The organism is Serratia fonticola, from assembly GCF_001006005.1.
Taxonomy (GTDB): Bacteria; Pseudomonadota; Gammaproteobacteria; order Enterobacterales; family Enterobacteriaceae; genus Chania; species Chania fonticola.
Genome location: NZ_CP011254.1, coordinates 130,264 through 149,214 on the forward strand (window position 1 = coordinate 130,264; position 18,951 = coordinate 149,214).

17 protein-coding genes and 1 pseudogene are annotated in these 18,951 nt (G+C 55.0%); 17 read left to right on the forward strand and 1 reads right to left on the reverse strand.

The genetic code is table 11. From position 1 onward, the window contains the following. Nucleotides 1-12: 12 nt before the first annotated feature. The 3 genes from mdtD to baeR are packed head-to-tail and all read left to right on the forward strand — an operon-like array spanning nucleotide 13 to nucleotide 3,554. Complete coding sequence (gene mdtD / locus WN53_RS00455) at nucleotides 13-1,458, forward strand: MFS transporter (RefSeq protein WP_024486273.1); 1,446 nt, start codon at nucleotides 13-15, stop codon at nucleotides 1,456-1,458. Further along, nucleotides 1,455-2,825: an envelope stress sensor histidine kinase BaeS gene (baeS, locus tag WN53_RS00460; protein WP_024486274.1), complete on the forward strand. Its 1,371-nt coding sequence runs from the start codon at nucleotides 1,455-1,457 to the stop codon at nucleotides 2,823-2,825. The genes mdtD and baeS overlap by 4 nt, the downstream gene beginning before the upstream one ends. 12 nt (nucleotides 2,826-2,837) lie before the next feature. Continuing rightward, nucleotides 2,838-3,554 carry an envelope stress response regulator BaeR gene (baeR, locus tag WN53_RS00465; protein ID WP_024486275.1) on the forward strand — a complete coding sequence of 239 codons (717 nt, stop codon included), beginning with the start codon at nucleotides 2,838-2,840 and terminating at the stop codon, nucleotides 3,552-3,554. Between the two features lie 90 nt (nucleotides 3,555-3,644). Here the strand turns inward: baeR and WN53_RS00470 are convergent. Next, nucleotides 3,645-4,007, reverse strand: a pseudogene (locus WN53_RS00470) (transposase); the annotation flags it as partial. 153 nt (nucleotides 4,008-4,160) lie between these two features. Between WN53_RS00470 and WN53_RS00475 the strand changes: the two are divergent. From WN53_RS00475 to gutM, 14 genes are all read left to right on the forward strand, one after another. Further along, nucleotides 4,161-4,499, forward strand: a complete 339-nt coding sequence (locus WN53_RS00475; RefSeq protein WP_024486176.1) for a YegP family protein — start codon at nucleotides 4,161-4,163, stop codon at nucleotides 4,497-4,499. A gap of 180 nt (nucleotides 4,500-4,679) precedes the next feature. Then, nucleotides 4,680-6,032 (forward strand): prephenate-dependent tRNA uridine(34) hydroxylase TrhP, encoded by a 1,353-nt coding sequence (trhP, locus tag WN53_RS00480; protein ID WP_024486177.1) that lies wholly within the window; start codon nucleotides 4,680-4,682, stop codon nucleotides 6,030-6,032. 534 nt (nucleotides 6,033-6,566) lie between these two features. After that, nucleotides 6,567-7,466, forward strand: a complete 900-nt coding sequence (gene yegS, locus WN53_RS00485; protein ID WP_024486178.1) for a lipid kinase YegS — start codon at nucleotides 6,567-6,569, stop codon at nucleotides 7,464-7,466. Nucleotides 7,467-7,749: 283 nt separating this feature from the next. Beyond that, the gene (gene manD / locus WN53_RS00490; protein ID WP_024486179.1) at nucleotides 7,750-8,964 is read left to right on the forward strand and encodes a D-mannonate dehydratase ManD; all 1,215 of its coding nucleotides are present in this window, start codon (nucleotides 7,750-7,752) and stop codon (nucleotides 8,962-8,964) included. A 14-nt stretch (nucleotides 8,965-8,978) separates the two neighbouring features. Next, entirely contained in the window at nucleotides 8,979-9,992 is a 1,014-nt protein-coding gene (locus tag WN53_RS00495) for a Zn-dependent oxidoreductase (protein WP_024486180.1), read from the forward strand. Between the two features lie 107 nt (nucleotides 9,993-10,099). Then, a complete protein-coding gene (locus tag WN53_RS00500; RefSeq protein ID WP_037413078.1) occupies nucleotides 10,100-11,494 on the forward strand; it encodes an MFS transporter in 1,395 nt (464 codons plus the stop codon). Between the two features lie 67 nt (nucleotides 11,495-11,561). Then, nucleotides 11,562-13,022: a mannitol dehydrogenase family protein gene (locus tag WN53_RS00505; RefSeq protein WP_024486182.1), complete on the forward strand. Its 1,461-nt coding sequence runs from the start codon at nucleotides 11,562-11,564 to the stop codon at nucleotides 13,020-13,022. Nucleotides 13,023-13,123: 101 nt separating this feature from the next. Beyond that, entirely contained in the window at nucleotides 13,124-13,810 is a 687-nt protein-coding gene (locus tag WN53_RS00510; protein ID WP_024486183.1) for a GntR family transcriptional regulator, read from the forward strand. A 251-nt stretch (nucleotides 13,811-14,061) separates the two neighbouring features. Continuing rightward, complete coding sequence (gene fbaB / locus WN53_RS00515; protein WP_021178801.1) at nucleotides 14,062-15,111, forward strand: class I fructose-bisphosphate aldolase; 1,050 nt, start codon at nucleotides 14,062-14,064, stop codon at nucleotides 15,109-15,111. 243 nt (nucleotides 15,112-15,354) lie between these two features. Continuing rightward, a complete protein-coding gene (gene srlA / locus WN53_RS00520) occupies nucleotides 15,355-15,903 on the forward strand; it encodes a PTS glucitol/sorbitol transporter subunit IIC (RefSeq protein ID WP_021807150.1) in 549 nt (182 codons plus the stop codon). 15 nt (nucleotides 15,904-15,918) lie between these two features. Continuing rightward, nucleotides 15,919-16,908, forward strand: a complete 990-nt coding sequence (gene srlE, locus WN53_RS00525) for a PTS glucitol/sorbitol transporter subunit IIB (RefSeq protein WP_024486184.1) — start codon at nucleotides 15,919-15,921, stop codon at nucleotides 16,906-16,908. An 18-nt stretch (nucleotides 16,909-16,926) separates the two neighbouring features. After that, entirely contained in the window at nucleotides 16,927-17,289 is a 363-nt protein-coding gene (gene srlB, locus WN53_RS00530; protein WP_024486185.1) for a PTS glucitol/sorbitol transporter subunit IIA, read from the forward strand. 10 nt (nucleotides 17,290-17,299) lie between these two features. Then, nucleotides 17,300-18,079, forward strand: a complete 780-nt coding sequence (srlD, locus tag WN53_RS00535) for a sorbitol-6-phosphate dehydrogenase (RefSeq protein ID WP_024486186.1) — start codon at nucleotides 17,300-17,302, stop codon at nucleotides 18,077-18,079. A 511-nt stretch (nucleotides 18,080-18,590) separates the two neighbouring features. Further along, a complete protein-coding gene (gene gutM / locus WN53_RS00540; protein WP_024485829.1) occupies nucleotides 18,591-18,947 on the forward strand; it encodes a transcriptional regulator GutM in 357 nt (118 codons plus the stop codon). Nucleotides 18,948-18,951: the final 4 nt, after the last annotated feature.

Genomic DNA, 18,951 nt, shown 5'->3' on the forward strand with positions numbered 1-18,951 from the left:
AGGGCTTATGAGATGAGCATCAAACCCAGCGCCCCGCTAGGGTCCACCTCGGTGCGATGGCAGCTGTGGATCGTGGCTTTCGGCTTCTTCATGCAGACGCTGGATACCACCATCGTCAATACCGCGTTGCCCTCCATGGCGGCCAGCCTGGGGGAAAACCCGCTGCGCATGCAGTCGGTGATTGTCTCCTATGTGCTGACGGTCGCGGTGATGCTGCCCGCCAGCGGCTGGCTGGCGGATCGGGTAGGCGTCAAACGGGTGTTCTTCAGCGCCATCGTGCTGTTCACGCTCGGGTCGATCCTGTGCGCCCGTTCTGAAACCCTGAATGAGCTGGTGGCCTCCCGCGTGATACAGGGCATCGGCGGCGCGATGATGGTACCGGTCGGCAGGCTGACGGTGATGAAAATCGTCCCGCGTGAACAGTATATGGCGGCAATGACCTTCGTCACCCTGCCCGGCCAGATCGGCCCGCTGATGGGGCCAGCATTGGGGGGCTTTCTGGTGCAATACGCCAGTTGGCACTGGATCTTCCTGATCAACATTCCCGTGGGTATCGCCGGGGCAATTGCCACCGCGCTGCTGATGCCCAATTACACCATGCAGACCCGGCGTTTTGATATCAGCGGCTTTATCATGTTGGCGATCGGCATGGCGACGCTGACGCTGGCGCTCGACGGGCACAAAGGCATGGGGCTTTCCTCTGCTACCATCGTCGGGCTGGTGGCAATGGGTTGCGCTGCGCTGGCTGGCTACTGGTTGCACGCCCGTGGGAACAGCCGCGCGCTGTTCTCACTGCGATTATTCAAGACCGAAACCTACCGCGTCGGCCTGACCGGCAGCCTATTGGGGCGGATCGGCAGCGGTATGTTGCCCTTTATGACCCCGCTGTTTCTCCAGGTGGGCATGGGGTTTTCCCCGTTTCACGCCGGGTTGATGATGATCCCGATGATCATCGGCAGCATGGGCATGAAGCGCATCGTGGTGCAGGTGGTGAATCGCTTCGGTTATCGTAATGTGCTGGTGGCCGCCACGCTGATGCTGGCGCTGGTCACCCTGAGTTTTCCGCTGGTGGCGATGCTGGGCTGGGTTTATCTGCTGCCGGTGATACTCTTCTTCCAAGGCATGGTTAACTCCCTGCGTTTTTCCGCCATGAATACCCTGACGCTGAAAGATTTGCCCGATCGGCTCGCCAGCAGTGGTAACAGCCTGCTGTCGATGGTGATGCAGCTGTCCATGAGCCTGGGCGTCAGCATTGCCGGGATCCTGATTGGCAGCTTCGCGCATCATCAGGTGGTGGCCGATAGCCCGGCGATCCACAATGCCTTTATTTACAGCTATGGCTGCATGGCACTGATTATTGCCCTGCCGGCGCTGGCTTTCGCCCGCGTACCGACCGACATCGCCCCCAACCGTACGTTGACCAAAGAGCCGGGCACCGGCTCCACGAGGAAACAATGAGAATTGGCATAACCGGCAAGCTGTTTATGGCGATCTTCGCCACCTGCATGTTGGTGTTGATCACCATGCACTGGGGCGTACGCGTCAGCTTTGAACGGGGTTTTATCGATTACATCAAGCACAGCAATGAGCAACGCATCAGCATGCTCGGCGACGCGTTGGAGGATCAGTATCGCCGCCACGGCAACTGGGAATTTCTGCGTAACAACGATCAGGTGGTGTATCAGATCATGCGTTCGTTTGAGCAGAATAGCGACAGCAGCCACAATCTGCCCCCCAAGGGCTGGCGCACCCAATTCTGGGTGGTGGACAGCCAGTATAACCGGCTGGTGGGTCATTCCGGCCCGATCCCTAAAGAGAGCACACGCCACCCGATTCATTACAACAATCAGATCGTCGGTTGGGTGGTGGCTACCCCACCGGAAAAGCTGACGCGTAATGCGGACATCAACTTCGATCGCCAACAGCGGCGCACCAGTTGGATGATCGTTGGGTTATCCACCTTGTTGGCGGCGGCAGTGACCTGGCTGATGTCACGCGGCCTGCTGGCACCTGTCAAACGCCTGGTCGGTGGTACTCATCGGCTGGCGGCGGGTGATTTCAGCGCTCGGGTGGCGGTCAGCAGCCAGGATGAGCTGGGCCGACTGGCGCAGGATTTCAACCAGCTTGCCACCTCGCTGGAAAAGAACGAACAGATGCGGCGGGCGTTAATGGCGGATGTTTCCCACGAGCTGCGTACCCCACTCGCGGTATTGCGTGGCGAGTTAGAGGCGCTGCAAGACGGCGTTCGCCAACCCACACCGGCGTCGCTCAGTTCGCTACAGGCGGAAGTCTCAACCCTCACCAAATTGGTGGACGACCTGCACCAACTGTCACTCTCCGATCTCGGTGCCCTCGCCTACCGTAAATTGCCGGTAGATTGTGTGCATCTGGTGCAGATCGCAGTGGCGGCCTTCCGTGAACGTTTTCATGCCAAGCAGTTGGATATCGTCACCTATCTACCGGAACAGATGCCACTGTTTGGCGATCCCGACCGACTGCTCCAGTTATTCAACAACCTGTTGGAAAACAGCCAACGCTATACCGATGCCGGTGGCCGGTTGGAGATTGGTATCGAACGCCTGCCGGGAACGGTGCGGATTTACTGGCAGGATAGCGCCCCGGGAGTGAACGACGAGCAGTTGGCTCTCATCTTCGAACGTTTCTATCGCACCGAAGGATCGCGTAACCGCGCCAGCGGCGGTTCGGGGCTGGGGCTCTCCATCTGTCAGAACATTGTGGAGGCACACGGCGGCGAGATCCGTGCACAACACTCGCCTTTAGGCGGCGTGCGCATTACAGTAGATTTCCCCATCTCTGGTGAATAATAAGGTTGTTTGATGGAAAACCAAAATCAGTCACTACAGATCATGATTGTGGAAGATGAACCCAAGCTGGGCCAGTTGTTGGTAGATTACTTGCAGGCTGCTGGCTACGCCACCCGCTGGCTGAGCAACGGCAGCGAGGTGATCCCGGCGGTGCATGAGCAGCCACCGGCGCTTATTTTGCTGGATTTAATGCTGCCTGGCTGCGATGGCTTAACCGTTTGCCGTGAGCTACGGCGCTTTACCGACATCCCCGTCATCATGGTGACCGCCAAAATCGAAGAGATCGACCGGCTGCTGGGGCTGGAGATCGGGGCGGATGACTACATCTGCAAACCTTACAGCCCGCGCGAAGTGGTTGCCAGGGTGAAAACCATCTTGCGTCGTTGCTATCGTCCACAGGAACATAGTGACGATGAGTCTCTGTTGCACATTGATGAGCCGCGCTTTCAAGCCAGCTATCAGGGCCATATCCTGGATCTGACACCGGCGGAATTCCGCCTGCTGAAAACCCTGGCCTGCCAGCCGGGCAATGTGTTTTCACGCGAACAACTGTTGAACAATCTGTATGACGATTACCGGGTGGTGACCGACCGCACCATCGATAGCCATATCAAGAACCTGCGCCGCAAGCTGGAGCTGATCGACGGTGACAAGGCGTTTATCCGCTCGGTCTACGGGGTGGGCTACCGCTGGGAAGCCGAACAGTGTCGGCTGGTCAATGGGCTGTGACGCTTACTGCGTCCAGTCTTCCACCTCAAGCTCCGCGACCGTGTAGGGGCGCTGCAATGAACTGACCCCAAGAAGTTGGACGGTTTAAAATTAAGCAACCATCAAGGCCTGCGTTCTGTACTCCACAGGGCTCAGGCCTTTGAGCTTCTGCTTGATACGTCGGTTATTGTAGTAATCTATGTACATGTCTATCTCTTCAGACAGCTGTTCCACACTCTCAAAGCGTTGTAAATAATACAGTTCAGCTTTCAGATGGCCAAAGAAGTTTTCCATTACCGCATTATCCAGGCAGTTACCCTTGCGAGACATGCTCTGTTCTATCCCATTTTCCTGCAACTGATGCTGATAAGCCGCCATCTGATAGTGCCAACCTTGGTCACTGTGCAGCAACGGCTTTTCTTCCGTTTTTAGCGTACTCAGCGCCTTATCCAGCATCGTTTTTACCAGGACAAATTTTAACCATGCAATCCTTTCCGTTCAAACCAAAAGCACAAAAAGCCACCCATTTCTGTGCACTGTTACGCATTACTTCACCGTTAAAAAAAACGCTGGCTGAGACATTAGCTACACTTATCTCACTTATTGGCACTAATCAGGAGCAGGACCATGGCAAGCGGACATTATGAGCTGACAAAATCGAGCAACGGGCAGTATCACTTCAACCTGAAGGCCAGCAATGGCGAGATCATTCTCTCCAGCGAGATGTATGCCAGCAAAGCCTCGGCGGAAAACGGGATTGCGTCCGTGCAAACCAATTCGCCTCATGAGGCGCAGTTTGAAGTGAAAATCAGCAGCAACAACAAACCCTATTTCGTGCTGAAAGCCAAAAACCATCAGGTGATTGGCACCAGCCAGATGTACAGCTCGGATAGCGCAGCGAAAAGCGGTATTCAGTCGGTGATCAAAAATGGCCCTACCACCGACGTGCGCGATTTAAGCGCATAAATCTCATCCGGCCTGCGCGCGGTATCCGCTACCGCGCGGTTTTTCTGATGATGAAGATCAATCTCCCTTGAAAATTTCCGGTTAATTGCTGATTTCTTGGCGGGCTGCCGCTACAATCCCCCGCTTTCACTGCGCCATTGGGTGGCGCGGTGCTGACCTGAAATCAGACCGAGAATCACTATGTTTACACCAGAACTCCTCTCCCCGGCGGGAACGCTGAAAAACATGCGTTACGCCTTTGCCTATGGGGCCGATGCGGTTTACGCTGGCCAGCCGCGTTACAGCCTGCGCGTACGTAATAACGAATTTAACCACGAGAACCTGCAGCTTGGGATTAACGAAGCCCATGCGCTAGGCAAAAGATTCTACGTGGTGGTTAACATCGCGCCACACAACGCCAAACTGAAAACCTTCCTGCGTGACCTGAAACCGGTGATCGACATGGGCCCGGACGCGCTGATCATGTCCGACCCCGGTTTGATCATGATGGTGCGCGAAGCCTTCCCGCAGATGGACATTCACCTCTCGGTGCAGGCTAACGCGGTCAACTGGGCAACGGTGAAGTTCTGGCAGCAGATGGGCTTGACGCGAGTGATCCTTTCCCGCGAACTGTCGCTGGATGAAGTGGCGGAAATCCGTAGCCAGGTGCCAGAGATGGAGCTGGAGATCTTCGTACATGGCGCACTGTGCATGGCCTATTCCGGCCGCTGCCTGCTTTCCGGTTACATCAACAAACGCGATCCCAACCAAGGCACCTGCACCAATGCCTGCCGCTGGCAGTACAAGGCAGAAGAAGGCAAGGAAGACGATACCGGCAGCATCGTGCATCTGCATGAGCCTATCGCGGTGCAAAACGTTGAGCCGACGCTGGGCATTGGCGCGCCAACCGATAAAGTCTTTATGCTTTCCGAAGCGCAGAAACCCGGCGAGTACATGAGCGCGTTTGAGGACGAGCACGGCACCTACATCATGAACTCAAAAGATCTGCGAGCCATCCAGCACGTTGAGCGGCTCACCCAGTTGGGCGTACATTCGCTGAAAATTGAAGGCCGGACCAAGTCGTTTTATTACTGCGCCCGCACCGCGCAGGTTTATCGCCGTGCCATTGACGACGCCGTTGCCGGTAAACCCTTCGATCCTAGCCTGCTAACCACGCTGGAAGGCCTGGCTCATCGTGGCTATACCGAAGGTTTCCTGCGCCGCCATACGCACGATGCCCACCAGAACTATGATTACGGCTCCTCCATTTCCGAACTGCAGCAGTTTGTCGGGGAATTTACCGGGGTGCGCCGTAACGGCTGGGCGGAAGTGGATGTAAAAAATAAATTCCTGGTCGGTGACAGCGTAGAGATGATGACGCCAGGGGGTAACGTGTTGTTTACCCTGGAAAGCCTGCAAAACAAGAAGGGCGAGACGATCGATGTCGCTCCGGGCAACGGCCATATCGTTTATTTGCCGATCCCCGAGGATATCGACCTCAATTATGCATTGTTGATCCGCAATTTGCAGCAGGACGATAGCCAGAACGGTTAAGATGTTTATCGCCACCCACCTGGGTGGCAATTTTTGGCAAATATTAGAATCAGATCACATCAATTAGCGCGCAGCTTGGTTATTATCAGGCTGCTTAAAACTAATAACGAAAATATTTGCATAGCAATACTAGGAACCACCTCCTTAGCCAGCCCAATCTCCCTTGGGTTGGCCTTTTCTTTTTTATCCCCTTTAATTTCAATTAGCTGAAAATTTCATTGGCATTTTTAGGATATTTCTTGCATTCGCCAAGTGGCTTATCATTTTCCCTGCAATATATAAATTATTCTATAGCGATTAATAAGGTCGTTAATACCAACGCTTAACTCGCGTGAGAGAAAGGTATTACCCCCCATTGGGCATTGACTATATAAATACCCTGTAGCAGCCAAACTCGGCATTACCTGAATATTCTTATGGCCCACCACTGGCTTGTGGTTTATCGTTAACGGCTTGGGTTAGGGGTTTAGCTACATGGAAACCCATCTGGCCACCCTTTGACAGCCGATTCGTTTTTCGCCACAAGGATCAGGAATGCACCAATATGCACCAGCACTGCTTATCATCAATGGTAAAAGCTCCGGCAACGAGGAAGTTCGCGCAGCGGTGAACCAGCTGCGTAATGAGGGCCAGACCCTGCATGTCCGCGTCACCTGGGAACTGGGGGATGCCGCTCGTTACGTCAAAGAGGCTAGCCAACTGAGGGTTGAAACCGTGATCGCCGGTGGTGGCGACGGTACCATCAACGAAGTCGCTGCCGCACTGGCACAACTGCCCGCAGAGTTTCGGCCAATACTCGGCATACTGCCGCTGGGCACCGCCAACGACTTTGCTACCGCCTGCTCTATTCCTCTACAGCCAGATTTGGCCTTGCAGTTAGCCATCAAGGGCCGAGCGGTACCGATCGATCTGGCCAAGGTCAATGACGAACGCTATTTCATCAATATGGCGACCGGCGGCTTTGGCACCCGCATCACCACCGAAACCCCGGAAAAACTGAAGGCGGCGCTGGGGGGCGTTTCTTATTTCATCCATGGGTTGCTGCGCCTGGATGCGCTGAAAGCCGACAGCTGCGAGATCCGCGGGCCAGATTTCCATTGGACCGGAGAAGCGCTGGTGATTGGTATCGGCAACGGTAGGCAGGCAGGGGGCGGGCAGAAACTTTGCCCTGGTGCGCTGATTAACGATGGTTTATTGCAGGTGCGCCTGCTCACTGCCGAAGAGTTGCTGCCTACGCTGGTCAATATCTTATTTAGCGGTGAGGAAAACAGCAACGTAGTCGATGCCTCATTGCCATGGTTGGAAATCACCGCGCCGCATGAAATCACCTTTAACCTTGATGGCGAACCGCTGAAAGGTCGTGATTTCCGCATTGAGGTGCTGCCTAATGCTATCGAGTGCCGCTTACCGCCAAATTGCGATCTGCTGGAATAAACGCGGTTTCCTCACGTAGGGGCGCTGCATGCTGCGCCCGTTAAAATAATCGATTAGTTAGCTCAGAACGCGCAGGCTTTAACCCTGTTTAGCCCCCGCTCCTGAACACGCCTGCGAACCAACATCCCTCCTTTTACCTCAAGATAAAACCGCCAGCCCATGTCTGCGATCCACCAATAAATGTGATCTTCAGCGGCAATTCTCACAAATCATACTTGTATGGTAGTTAGTTCAAGGTTAATTTCCGCCCATACGTTATCAGCAACAACAGGATGTGGAAGTCATGAAAATTGTTAAAGCCGAGGTGTTTGTCACCTGCCCGGGGAGAAATTTCGTCACCCTGAAGATCACTACCGACTGTGGACTAACCGGGATCGGCGATGCGACTCTGAACGGCCGCGAACTGCCGGTCGCGTCTTATCTGGAAGATCACGTCTGCCCGCAGTTGATCGGCCGCGATGCTCATCAGATTGAAGATATCTGGCAGTACTTCTACAAAGGTGCTTACTGGCGCCGTGGCCCGGTGACCATGTCGGCCATCTCTGCGGTGGATACGGCATTGTGGGATATCAAAGCCAAAGCGGCCAATATGCCGCTTTACCAGTTGCTGGGTGGCGCCTCACGTACCGGCGTCATGGTGTATTGCCACACCACCGGCCACTCGATTGACGAAGTGCTGGACGATTATGCCAAGCACAAGGAGTTGGGCTTCAAGGCAATCCGCGCACAATGCGGCGTACCGGGGATGAAAACCACCTACGGCATGGCCAAGGGTAAAGGCCTGGCGTATGAGCCTGCGACCAAAGGTAACTGGCCGGAAGAGCAGCTATGGTCAACCGAGAAATACCTCGACTTCACCCCTAAACTGTTTGAAGCCGTACGTGACAAATTCGGTTTTGACGAACATCTGCTGCACGACATGCATCACCGCCTGACGCCAATCGAAGCGGCCCGCTTTGGCAAAAGCGTTGAACAATATCGCCTGTTCTGGATGGAAGATCCTACCCCGGCCGAAAACCAGGAGTGCTTCCGCCTGATCCGCCAACATACCGTGACCCCAATTGCGGTCGGTGAGGTGTTCAACAGCATCTGGGACTGCAAACAGCTGATTGAAGAGCAGCTGATCGATTACATCCGTACCACCATCACCCACGCCGGGGGCATCACCGGCATGCGCCGTATCGCCGATTTCGCTTCGCTGTATCAGGTGCGTACCGGCTCACACGGCCCTTCCGATCTTTCACCAATCTGCATGGCGGCGGCGTTGCACTTTGACCTGTGGGTGCCGAACTTCGGCGTGCAGGAATATATGGGCTACTCCGAACAGATGCTGGAAGTGTTCCCACATAACTGGACGTTCGACAACGGCTACATGCATCCGGGCGAAAAACCAGGGTTGGGCATCGAGTTTGACGAAAAACTGGCTGCCAAATATCCCTACGATCCTGCCTACCTGCCGGTAGCGCGCCTGGAAGACGGCACCCTGTGGAACTGGTAAACCGAGGAATTTCTATGAAAAGCATTACTGTTCAACAGCCAGGGCAATTGGTGATTGAAGAACGCCCGTTGCCATCGCCGCAGCAAGGTGAAGTCCGGATCCGTGTGGCTAGCGCCGGGATCTGCGGTTCCGACGTGCATATCTATCGGGGCCATAATCCGTTTGCCAAATACCCGCGCGTAATCGGCCATGAGTTCTTTGGCCATATCGACGCTATCGGCGAAGGTGTCGATCCGTCACGTATCGGCGAACGCGTAGTGGGCGATCCGGTTGTCAGTTGCGGCCATTGCTATCCCTGCTCGGTGGGCAGGCCAAACGTCTGCACCGAACTGCAGGTCATTGGCGTGCACCGTGACGGCGGATTCAGCGAATATGTGACGCTACCGGCCAAAAATGCCCATCTAGTTCCGGACTGCATTCCAGACAACGAAGCCACGATGGTCGAACCCTTCACCATTGCCGCCAACATCTGTAGCCAACTGCAACCTGGCCCGCTTGATGTGGCGTTGGTGTATGGTGCCGGGCCGATGGGCCTCACCTCTATTCAGGCGCTGCGCGGCGTTTACGGCGTTAAACAGATTGTGGTGGCTGACCGTATCGATGAGCGCCTGGCAATGGCCACTGCCAACGGTGCAGATGTGGTGATCAACAACAGCCAGCTTGATTTGGCCAGCGAGTTACAAAAACTCGGCATCCGGCCAACGCTGATCATTGATGCAGCCTGCCACCCTGCCATTCTGCCAGAGGCAATCGGCTTGGCTTCTCCCGCCGCACGCATTGGCATTATGGGCTTCTCTGCCGAACCCTGCGTGATCAGCCAGCAGGCCATTACCAGCAAAGAGATCTCGATTTACAGCTCACGCCTCAACAGCAACCGCTTCCCGCAGGTGATTGCCTGGATGACGCAACGCCAGATCCAACCAGAGAAGTTGATCACCCATCAGTTCAAGTTTACGCAAGTGCTTGAGGCGATGGAGATCTTCGAAAAAGACCAAAAGCAGTGCTGTAAGGTTTTACTGAAATTCTGACCTGACCACTTTCCAGCTACGGCCTGCTGTAGCTGGAAAGAAACAGGGGCTTCTGAACCTCATCTTTGCCGTCCTTACAACAACAATTTGCAGAGAACAGAACAATGATGAACGCAAAAATTGACAACACTCAGCCGGAAAGAAGTACCTCGGACCTGATCAAGGCGGCCGTTTCTGGCTGGCTTGGTACCGCACTGGAATTTATGGATTTTCAGCTTTATTCGCTAGGTGCAGCATTAGTCTTCCATGAAATATTTTTCCCGGAACAGTCCGCCGCCATGGCATTAATCTTGGCGATGGGAACCTACGGCGCGGGTTATATCGCCCGTATCGCGGGTGCCTTCTTCTTTGGCCGCATGGGGGACACCATCGGGCGTAAAAGGGTGCTGTTTATTACCATTACCATGATGGGGATCTGCACCACCTTAATCGGTGTGCTGCCAACCTATGCGCAAATCGGTATTTTCGCCCCTCTGTTACTGGTGTTACTGCGTATTATTCAAGGGCTGGGCGCCGGTGCGGAAATTTCCGGAGCAGGAACCATGCTGGCGGAATATGCGCCTAAAGGTAAACGTGGGATTATCTCCTCACTGGTGGCCATGGGCACCAATTGCGGCACGCTGTCGGCAACCGCCATCTGGGCCGTCATGTTCTTCTTCCTGTCTAAAGAAGAGCTGCTGGCCTGGGGCTGGCGCGTACCTTTCCTGGCCAGCGTGGTCGTTATGCTGTTCGCCATCTGGCTGCGTATGAACCTGAAAGAAAGCCCGGTGTTTGAAAAGGTTAACGACGACAGCACTACCGCAACACCGGCTAACGCCGTGGCTGACAATACCCATTCGCTGTCGGCAATGTTCAGCAGCAAATCCTTCTGGCTGGCTACCGGGCTGCGTTTCGGTCAGGCAGGCAACTCCGGGCTGATCCAGACCTTCCTGGCCGGTTATCTGGTGCAAACCCTGCTGTTTGAGAAGGCTATCCCAACCGACGCCTTGATGATCAGCTCCGCCATTGGCTTTATTACCATCCCGTTCCTTGGTTGGCTCTCCGACAAGATCGGCCGCCGCGTACCTTATATCCTGGTCAATATCTCCGCCATCATTCTGGCTTACCCAATGATTTCGATGATTGTGGACAAGACCAATGAGGTGAACGTGGTTATGGCCTCGATCATTATTATCCATAACGTCGCGGTGCTGGGCCTGTTTGCGCTGGAAAACATCACCATGGCGGAAATGTTTGGTTCACGTAACCGCTTTACCCGCATGGCGATCTCCAAAGAGGCCGGTGGTTTGGTGGCGGTCGGCTTCGGCCCGGTATTAGCCGGTATCTTCTGCAATATGACCGACTCCTGGTGGCCAATCGCCGTCATGATGATCCTGTACTCCGTTATCGGCTTGCTGGCAGCGATATTGATGCCAGAAGTCAGAGATCGCGACCTGAGCCTGGCGGAAGATGCCGCGGAAAGCCCAGCGCTCCCGATAGCCCAACGCGTCAGCAGTCATTAATTCCCTTCAATTCTCTGCCGCAGAGAGCGTTCTGCGGCAATCAAACCTTCACACAGTGAGTTTTAACATGGATACCAAGCTGTTAGCCGCCAACGCCATTGTTCCGCAGTACGATCGTAGCAAACTGGTTCCACGCCTGGTTCATTTGGGCTTTGGTGCCTTTCATCGCGCCCACCAGGCGGTATACGCCGATATCCTGGCACAGGAGCATGGCAGCGACTGGGGTTACTGCGAAATCAACCTGATCGGCGGCGAGCAACAAATCGCCGATCTCAAACAGCAAGATATGCTCTACAGCGTGGCCGAGATGTCAGCCGATGCCTGGCAATGCCGGGTGGTGGGTGTAGTAAAACAGGCGCTGCATGCGCAGGTCGACGGGCTGGACGCCGTTTTCCAGGCCCTGGCCCAGCCCGAAGTGGCGATTGTGTCCATGACCATCACCGAGAAAGGCTACTGTCATTCCCCCGCCACCGGCCAGTTGCAGCTTGATCATCCGCTAATTGTGCGGGATCTGGCTAATCCGCATCAGCCGCAGAGCGCCGTTGGGGTCATCGTCGCAGCCTTGGCGCAGCGTAAAGCGGCCGGGCAACCTGCGTTCAGCGTAATGTCTTGCGACAATATGCCGGAAAATGGCCATGTAACCCGTAACGTGATCACCGCCTATGCCAAAGCGCTCGATCCGGCGTTGGCAACGTGGATCGAAACCTACGTCACCTTCCCTTCGACCATGGTCGATCGCATCGTGCCTGCCGTGACACCAGACACCCTGGCCCAGGTCGCACAACAAACCGGCGTGCAGGATCCAGCAGCAGTGGCCTGCGAGCCGTTCCGCCAATGGGTGATTGAGGACAATTTTGTCGCGGGCCGCCCGGTATGGGAACAAGCCGGTGCAGAACTGGTCAGCAATGTCTTGCCGTTCGAAGAGATGAAGCTGCGTATGCTGAACGGTAGCCACTCGTTCCTGGCCTATCTGGGTTATCTAGCCGGTTACCCACACATCAGTGACTGTATGCAGGATGAGCATTACGTCAAGGCCGCCCGCCATCTGATGCTGGCTGAGCAGGCTCCAACACTGAACACCCTGGGCACCGATCTGGAGAAATACGCCGATTCCCTGCTGGCACGCTATCGCAATACGGCATTGAAGCACCGCACCTGGCAGATCGCCATGGACGGCACGCAAAAGCTGCCGCAGCGCATGCTGGATTCGGTGCGCTGGCACCTGGCCAACGGCAGTGATTTTGACTGTCTGGCGCTAGGCGTAGCGGGCTGGATGCGTTACGTCGGCGGTAAGGACGAACAGGGTCAACCGATCGACATCAGCGATCCCTTGCGTGAGGAAATTGCCCGGCGCGTCGCCAACAGTGCTGAAGGTGAGCCTCGCGTGATGGCGTTACTGCAAATGACCTCGGTGTTCGGACGCGACCTGCCGGATAACCAACGCTTCGTCAATGCCGTGACCAATGCTTATCTGGCACTGTTGGCGCGGGGAGCTAAAGCAACGGTGGCAAGGGTGCTGGCGCGTTAATAGAAAAGCCTAGAATGCGGGTGGATTTATCCGCCCTCTTTCACAGGTTAATCTGCTAGTATGGTGACATTCACTATTACCCTCATATATTGATTGTCGCCATGTCAGAATCGTACGTCCTCACGAATAATGTCCCGGTCAATCAGCAGATCTATCGTTTCCTGCGCAAAGATATTGTCGATTGCACCATCCCACCGGGCACGTTGCTTTCCGAGAAAGAGATCTCCACCCGTTTCAGCGTCTCACGCCAACCGGTGCGCGAAGCCTTTATCAAACTGGCTGAAGCCGGGCTGGTGCAGATCTTGCCGCAGCGCGGTACCTTCGTGATGAAAATTTCCGCCAAACGAGTGGCCGACGGGCGCTTTATCCGTCAGGCGGTGGAATGTGCCATCGTGCGGCGCGTTGCCACCAGTATCACCCCCGAACAACTGATGACGCTGGAACATAACCTGCATCGCCAGGAGCTGGCGGCACAGAATAATCAGATCCGTGAGTTTTTGGCGCTGGACGACGAATTCCACCATCTGCTGACGCAAATGGCCAACTGCGCCCTGGCGTGGGAAACCATCGAGACCATCAAAGCGACGATGGACCGGGTGCGCTTCCTCAGCCTGAGCGAAGTGTCTCCGCCGGAGAATCTGATCCACCAGCATTACCGTATTTTTGAGGCCCTGAAGGCCCAGGATCCGGATGCGGCGGAGCGGGCTATTCATGAGCATTTGCAGGAAATGATCTATTCGATTACCCCGATTGCCCTGCAAAACACCGACTGGTTTGAAGCCGAGTAACCCCGCTGATTATCTAAACAAGTGCCACGTACAGCCAAGCGGGCGCAGCATGCGGCGCCCCTACTCCGCGATCTGATTACTGAATGTTGTCTCGTTTAAATGGCATTTATTCTCAATCGCATCTATTGTCTCTTCGCATCATCAGGTTTTGATTAGTATCTTTTGCATAGCTTCAATCACCGCTTTTGACTACGCCGGTGGCCAAATACCCAGACTTACCGGTGTATAGGAAGCTTTAACGGGAGTGAATCATGACAGATATTGCACAATTGTTAGGTAAGGAAGCGGAAGACCTTTTGCAACACCGCTGCACCACCATCCCTGCGGAAAATCTGTACCTGCCCGGTGGCGACTTTGTTGATCGGGTGATGATCGACAACAACCGCCCAAACAGCGTGCTGCGCTCAATGCAAACCTTGCTCAACCATGGCCGCCTGGCGGGCACCGGTTACCTGTCGATCCTGCCGGTCGATCAAGGTGTGGAGCACTCTGCCGGGGCCTCATTTGCCGCCAACCCGCTCTATTTTGATCCAAAAAACATCGTTGAACTGGCGATCGAAGCCGGGTGTAACTGCGTGGCATCCACTTACGGCGTGCTGGCTTCGGTCTCCCGCCGCTACGCCCACAAGATCCCGTTCCTGGTCAAACTGAACCACAACGAAACCCTGAGTTACCCAACGCAATACGACCAGACCCTGTATGCCAGCGTTGAGCAGGCGTTCAACATGGGGGCGGTGGCGGTTGGTGCAACCATTTACTTCGGTTCCGAGCAATCACGCCGCCAGATTGAAGAAATCTCGATCGCCTTTGAGCGCGCTCACGAACTGGGCATGGTGACCGTATTGTGGGCCTATCTACGTAACCCTGCGTTCAATAAGGATGGCGTCGATTATCATTCCAGCGCCGATCTGACAGGCCAAGCCAACCACATTGCGGCCACCATCGGTGCCGATATCGTCAAACAGAAAATGGCCGAGAACAACGGCGGCTACCGTGCAGTGAAATTCGGTTATACCGACGATCGCGTCTATGACAAGCTGACCACCGATCACCCGATCGATCTGGTGCGCTACCAGTTGGCAAACTGCTACATGGGCCGTGCCGGTTTGATCAACTCTGGCGGCGCGGCAGGGGAAAACGACCTGCAAGAGTCAGTGCGTACCGCCGTGATCAACAAGCGGGCTGGTGGGATGGGCCTGATCCTGGGGCGTAAAGCGTTCAAGAAATCGATGAAGGATGGCATCGCCCTGATCAATGCCGTGCAGGACACCTATCTCGACAATAGCGTCACCATCGCTTAATCGTTATTTATCAAATTATTAGTCTTCAAGGCTCAGCTCTGCTGGGCCTTTTTCATGTCCTAACTCCCCTCTCCCTTCATCAATGATTGTTTTTCTTTCAACTTAATCTTTCACAATAAAATATTTATCTTTCAAAGTGTGATCCATTTAAAACAAAAGCCGAACCAAAGTGGTTACTGTATGACCCATGGCGACAGAGCCGCACTTCGCTCCAGGCCATAGCATCCATCACAGGAGAAAAAAATGATTGAGCTAATAACCCACGGAGCCGAATGGTTTATCGGCCTGTTCCAAAAAGGCGGGGAAGTGTTTGTCGGTATGGTGACCGGCATTTTACCGTTGTTGATCAGCCTGTTAGTTATCATGAACGCGTTGATCAACTTTGTTGGCCAGGAACGTATCGAACGTTTGGCACAGCGCTGTGCCGGTAACCCGGTTTCACGCTACCTGCTACTCCCCCTGATCGGCACCTTTGTGTTTTGTAATCCGATGACGTTGAGTCTCGGACGTTTTATGCCAGAGAAATATAAACCCAGTTATTACGCCGCAGCCTCCTACAGTTGCCACTCCATGAACGGCCTGTTCCCTCATATCAACCCTGGTGAACTGTTCGTTTACCTCGGAATTGCCAGCGGTTTGACCACGCTTGGCCTGCCGTTGGCTCCTCTGGCAGTGAGTTATTTCCTGGTTGGGCTGTTCACCAACTTCTTCCGCGGTTGGATCACCGATCTCACCACCAGCATATTTGAACGCAAGATGGGCATCCAACTGGATCGCCAGGTTCAACTTTAATTTGTGGAGCGCAGCATGAGTGCTTATATCCGTATTGAGAAAGGTGCTGGCGGCTGGGGTGGCCCACTACAGTTACCTATCGAGCCAGGTAAGAAAATCGTCTATATCACCGCCGGTACCCGCCCGGCGATCGTCGACAAACTCAGCGATTTAACCGGCTGGCCTGCGGTAGACGGTTTCAAAGAAGGCGAACCACCGGCGGAAGAGATTGGTCTGGCGATTATTGACTGTGGGGGGACGTTGCGTTGTGGCATCTATCCTAAACGCCGCATCCCAACCATCAATATTCATTCAACTGGCCGCTCTGGCCCGCTGGCGCAGTTTATTCTGGAGGATATTTACGTTTCCGGCGTACGGGAAAACAACATCAGCCTGATTGAGGTTGCACAAGGGGCTGAAACTCCTCCGCTCACCGAAAAACAGCCACAACCAAAGGTTCGTGACTACGATACCAGCAAAAAAATCACCGAACAGAGCGATGGCCTGTTGGCAAAAGTCGGGATGGGGATGGGCTCGGTGGTAGCGGTGTTCTTCCAGTCTGGGCGTGACACCATCGACACCGTGTTAAAAACCATTCTGCCGTTTATGGCCTTCGTCTCGGCGCTGATCGGCATCATCATGGCCTCTGGTCTGGGTGACTTTATCGCCCACGGCCTGACGCCGCTGGCCAACAGCCCAATCGGCTTGGTGACGTTGGCGCTGATTTGTTCCTTCCCCCTGCTTTCACCGTTCCTCGGCCCTGGCGCCGTCATCGCTCAGGTCATCGGCGTGTTGGTGGGCGTACAGATTGGTCTTGGCCATATCCCCCCTCAGTTGGCGCTCCCGGCGCTGTTCGCCATTAACGCCCAGGCCGCCTGTGACTTTATCCCGGTGGGTCTGTCCCTGGCAGAGGCCAAGCAGGATACGGTGCGTGTCGGCGTCCCTTCGGTACTGGTTGGGCGCTTCCTCACTGGCGCACCTACGGTACTGATCGCCTGGGCCGCATCGGCCTTTATCTATCAATAAATTTCCCGGAGGAAAACCATGAGCACCATTTTCCAGACCACTATCACCCAGATTGGCGGCTGCGCCCGTGACGCACTGTTGGACAACATGCTGATCACCTTCCGCGAAGGCGCTCCGGCAGATATTGAAGAGTACTGCTTCATCCACCAGCACGGCGAGACCGCCGGTGAATTACAAACCGGGGGCGTGATGGAGCTTGGCGATCGGCGCTATCCCATCACCGCCGTCGGAGAAGTTGCCACCCAGAACCTGCGCGAACTGGGCCATATCACCATACGTTTTGATGGAGAAACTCAGGCCGAATTCCCTGGCACGATCCACGTAACAGGCAGCACGCCCGCTGATATCCCGTTAGGCAGCACACTGAAATTTATCGCATAAGGAGTAGATCATGTCTGAAGTAGCTGTAGTGATTGGCGGTGGCCAAACGTTGGGGGCTTTCCTGTGCCATGGCCTGGCTGAAGCGGGTTATCGCGTTGCGGTCGCCGATTTGAATGCCGACAACGCCAATCTGGTGGCACAGCAAATCAATCAGGAGTTCGGGGCCGATCGCGCCATCGGTTTCCAGGCCGATGCCACCGATGAGGCCAGCGTTATCGCGCTGGCTGGTGCAGTCGACCGGGCTTTCGGTCAGACCAACCTATTGGTGTACAGCGCCGGGATTGCCAAAGCCGCGCCGATCACCGATTTCCCACTGGGGGATTTTGACCGCTCCTTGCAGGTGAACCTGGTGGGTTATTTCCTGTGTGCCCGCGAGTTCTCTCGCCTGATGATCCGCGACGGTATTGCCGGGCGCATCATTCAAATCAACTCTAAATCCGGCAAGGTCGGCAGCAAGCATAATTCCGGCTACAGCGCCGCCAAGTTCGGTGGCGTTGGTTTGACACAGTCGCTGGCGCTCGATCTGGCCGATTACGGTATTACCGTGCACTCTCTGATGCTCGGTAACCTGCTGAAGTCGCCGATGTTCCAGTCGCTATTGCCGCAATATGCGCAGAAGCTGGGCATCAAGCCGGAAGAAGTTGAGAAATATTACACCGATAAGGTGCCACTGAAACGCGGCTGTGACTACCAGGACGTGCTGAACACGCTGCTGTTTTATGCCAGCGATAAAGCCTCTTACTGCACCGGCCAGTCGATTAACATTACTGGTGGGCAGGTGATGTTCTAATTTACGGGCTGGGAATAAGGGCTAACTAAAATATGTACCTAACAGCCCCTCACCCCCCCCTCTCCCAATGCATAGACCGTGCTCCTCATGGACACCTGTTTTAGGGAGAGGGAGCCAGTTCGGTGTCGCAATCAGGTGCTGGAGATCATCTGTGGCATAGGCTCAACGGCTAGGTACGAAAGTTAATTCGTAGCACGTACAGTCCCCTCTCCCTGTGGATGAGGGAGCCAGTTCGGTGTCGCGGTAAGGTGCTGGAGATCATCTGTGGCATAGGCTCAATGGCTAGGTACGAAAGTTAATTCGTAGCACGTACAGTCCCCTCTCCCTGTGGATGAGGGAGCCAGTTCGGTGTCGCGGTAAGGTGCTGGAGATCATCTGTGGCATAGGCTCAATGGCTAGGTACGAAAGTTAATTCGTAGCACGTACAGTCCCCTCTCCCTGTGGGAGAGGGTTAGGGTGAGGGGACGATCACCGGACTCTCACCTTTATCTTCACACAGGAGAACAACCGTATGACCAGCGCACTAGTTACCTTCGCCGTTATCGCCTGGCTGCTGCAAATCGCCTTGGGTTGGTGGCAGCTCGAACGCTTTAACCGCGCGTTCGAGAGCCTATGCCAGTTAGGCACCGTGGGCGTTGGCCGCTCTGGGGGCCGGTTCAAACCCCGCGTGGTATTGGCGCTGGCGTTTGACGCCCAACAGCGGGTATGTGGCAGCATGCTGATGCGCGGCCTGACCATCTTCGCCCAGCCGAAACAACTCACGCAGTTACATGGTATGCACCAGCAACAACTCTGCCCAGATGTGATCTTTCCTCAGGATCGGGCATGCCAAACTGCACTATCGTTAGCGATCGCACCGAAATCATGATATT

What these genes read in the sequence shown, in the direction of transcription:
- trhP (WP_024486177.1), top strand. Translation starts at nt 4,680, where the DNA reads ATGTTTACACCAGAACTCCTCTCCCCGGCGGGAACGCTGAAAAACATG.
- WN53_RS00495 (WP_024486180.1), top strand. Translation starts at nt 8,979, where the DNA reads ATGAAAAGCATTACTGTTCAACAGCCAGGGCAATTGGTGATTGAAGAA.
- WN53_RS00510 (WP_024486183.1), top strand. Translation starts at nt 13,124, where the DNA reads ATGTCAGAATCGTACGTCCTCACGAATAATGTCCCGGTCAATCAGCAG.
- srlB (WP_024486185.1), top strand. Translation starts at nt 16,927, where the DNA reads ATGAGCACCATTTTCCAGACCACTATCACCCAGATTGGCGGCTGCGCC.
- WN53_RS00505 (WP_024486182.1), top strand. Translation starts at nt 11,562, where the DNA reads ATGGATACCAAGCTGTTAGCCGCCAACGCCATTGTTCCGCAGTACGAT.
- baeR (WP_024486275.1), top strand. Translation starts at nt 2,838, where the DNA reads ATGGAAAACCAAAATCAGTCACTACAGATCATGATTGTGGAAGATGAA.
- manD (WP_024486179.1), top strand. Translation starts at nt 7,750, where the DNA reads ATGAAAATTGTTAAAGCCGAGGTGTTTGTCACCTGCCCGGGGAGAAAT.
- yegS (WP_024486178.1), top strand. Translation starts at nt 6,567, where the DNA reads ATGCACCAATATGCACCAGCACTGCTTATCATCAATGGTAAAAGCTCC.
- WN53_RS00500 (WP_037413078.1), top strand. Translation starts at nt 10,100, where the DNA reads ATGAACGCAAAAATTGACAACACTCAGCCGGAAAGAAGTACCTCGGAC.
- baeS (WP_024486274.1), top strand. Translation starts at nt 1,455, where the DNA reads ATGAGAATTGGCATAACCGGCAAGCTGTTTATGGCGATCTTCGCCACC.
- srlE (WP_024486184.1), top strand. Translation starts at nt 15,919, where the DNA reads ATGAGTGCTTATATCCGTATTGAGAAAGGTGCTGGCGGCTGGGGTGGC.
- gutM (WP_024485829.1), top strand. Translation starts at nt 18,591, where the DNA reads ATGACCAGCGCACTAGTTACCTTCGCCGTTATCGCCTGGCTGCTGCAA.
- WN53_RS00475 (WP_024486176.1), top strand. Translation starts at nt 4,161, where the DNA reads ATGGCAAGCGGACATTATGAGCTGACAAAATCGAGCAACGGGCAGTAT.
- srlD (WP_024486186.1), top strand. Translation starts at nt 17,300, where the DNA reads ATGTCTGAAGTAGCTGTAGTGATTGGCGGTGGCCAAACGTTGGGGGCT.
- mdtD (WP_024486273.1), top strand. Translation starts at nt 13, where the DNA reads ATGAGCATCAAACCCAGCGCCCCGCTAGGGTCCACCTCGGTGCGATGG.
- srlA (WP_021807150.1), top strand. Translation starts at nt 15,355, where the DNA reads ATGATTGAGCTAATAACCCACGGAGCCGAATGGTTTATCGGCCTGTTC.
- fbaB (WP_021178801.1), top strand. Translation starts at nt 14,062, where the DNA reads ATGACAGATATTGCACAATTGTTAGGTAAGGAAGCGGAAGACCTTTTG.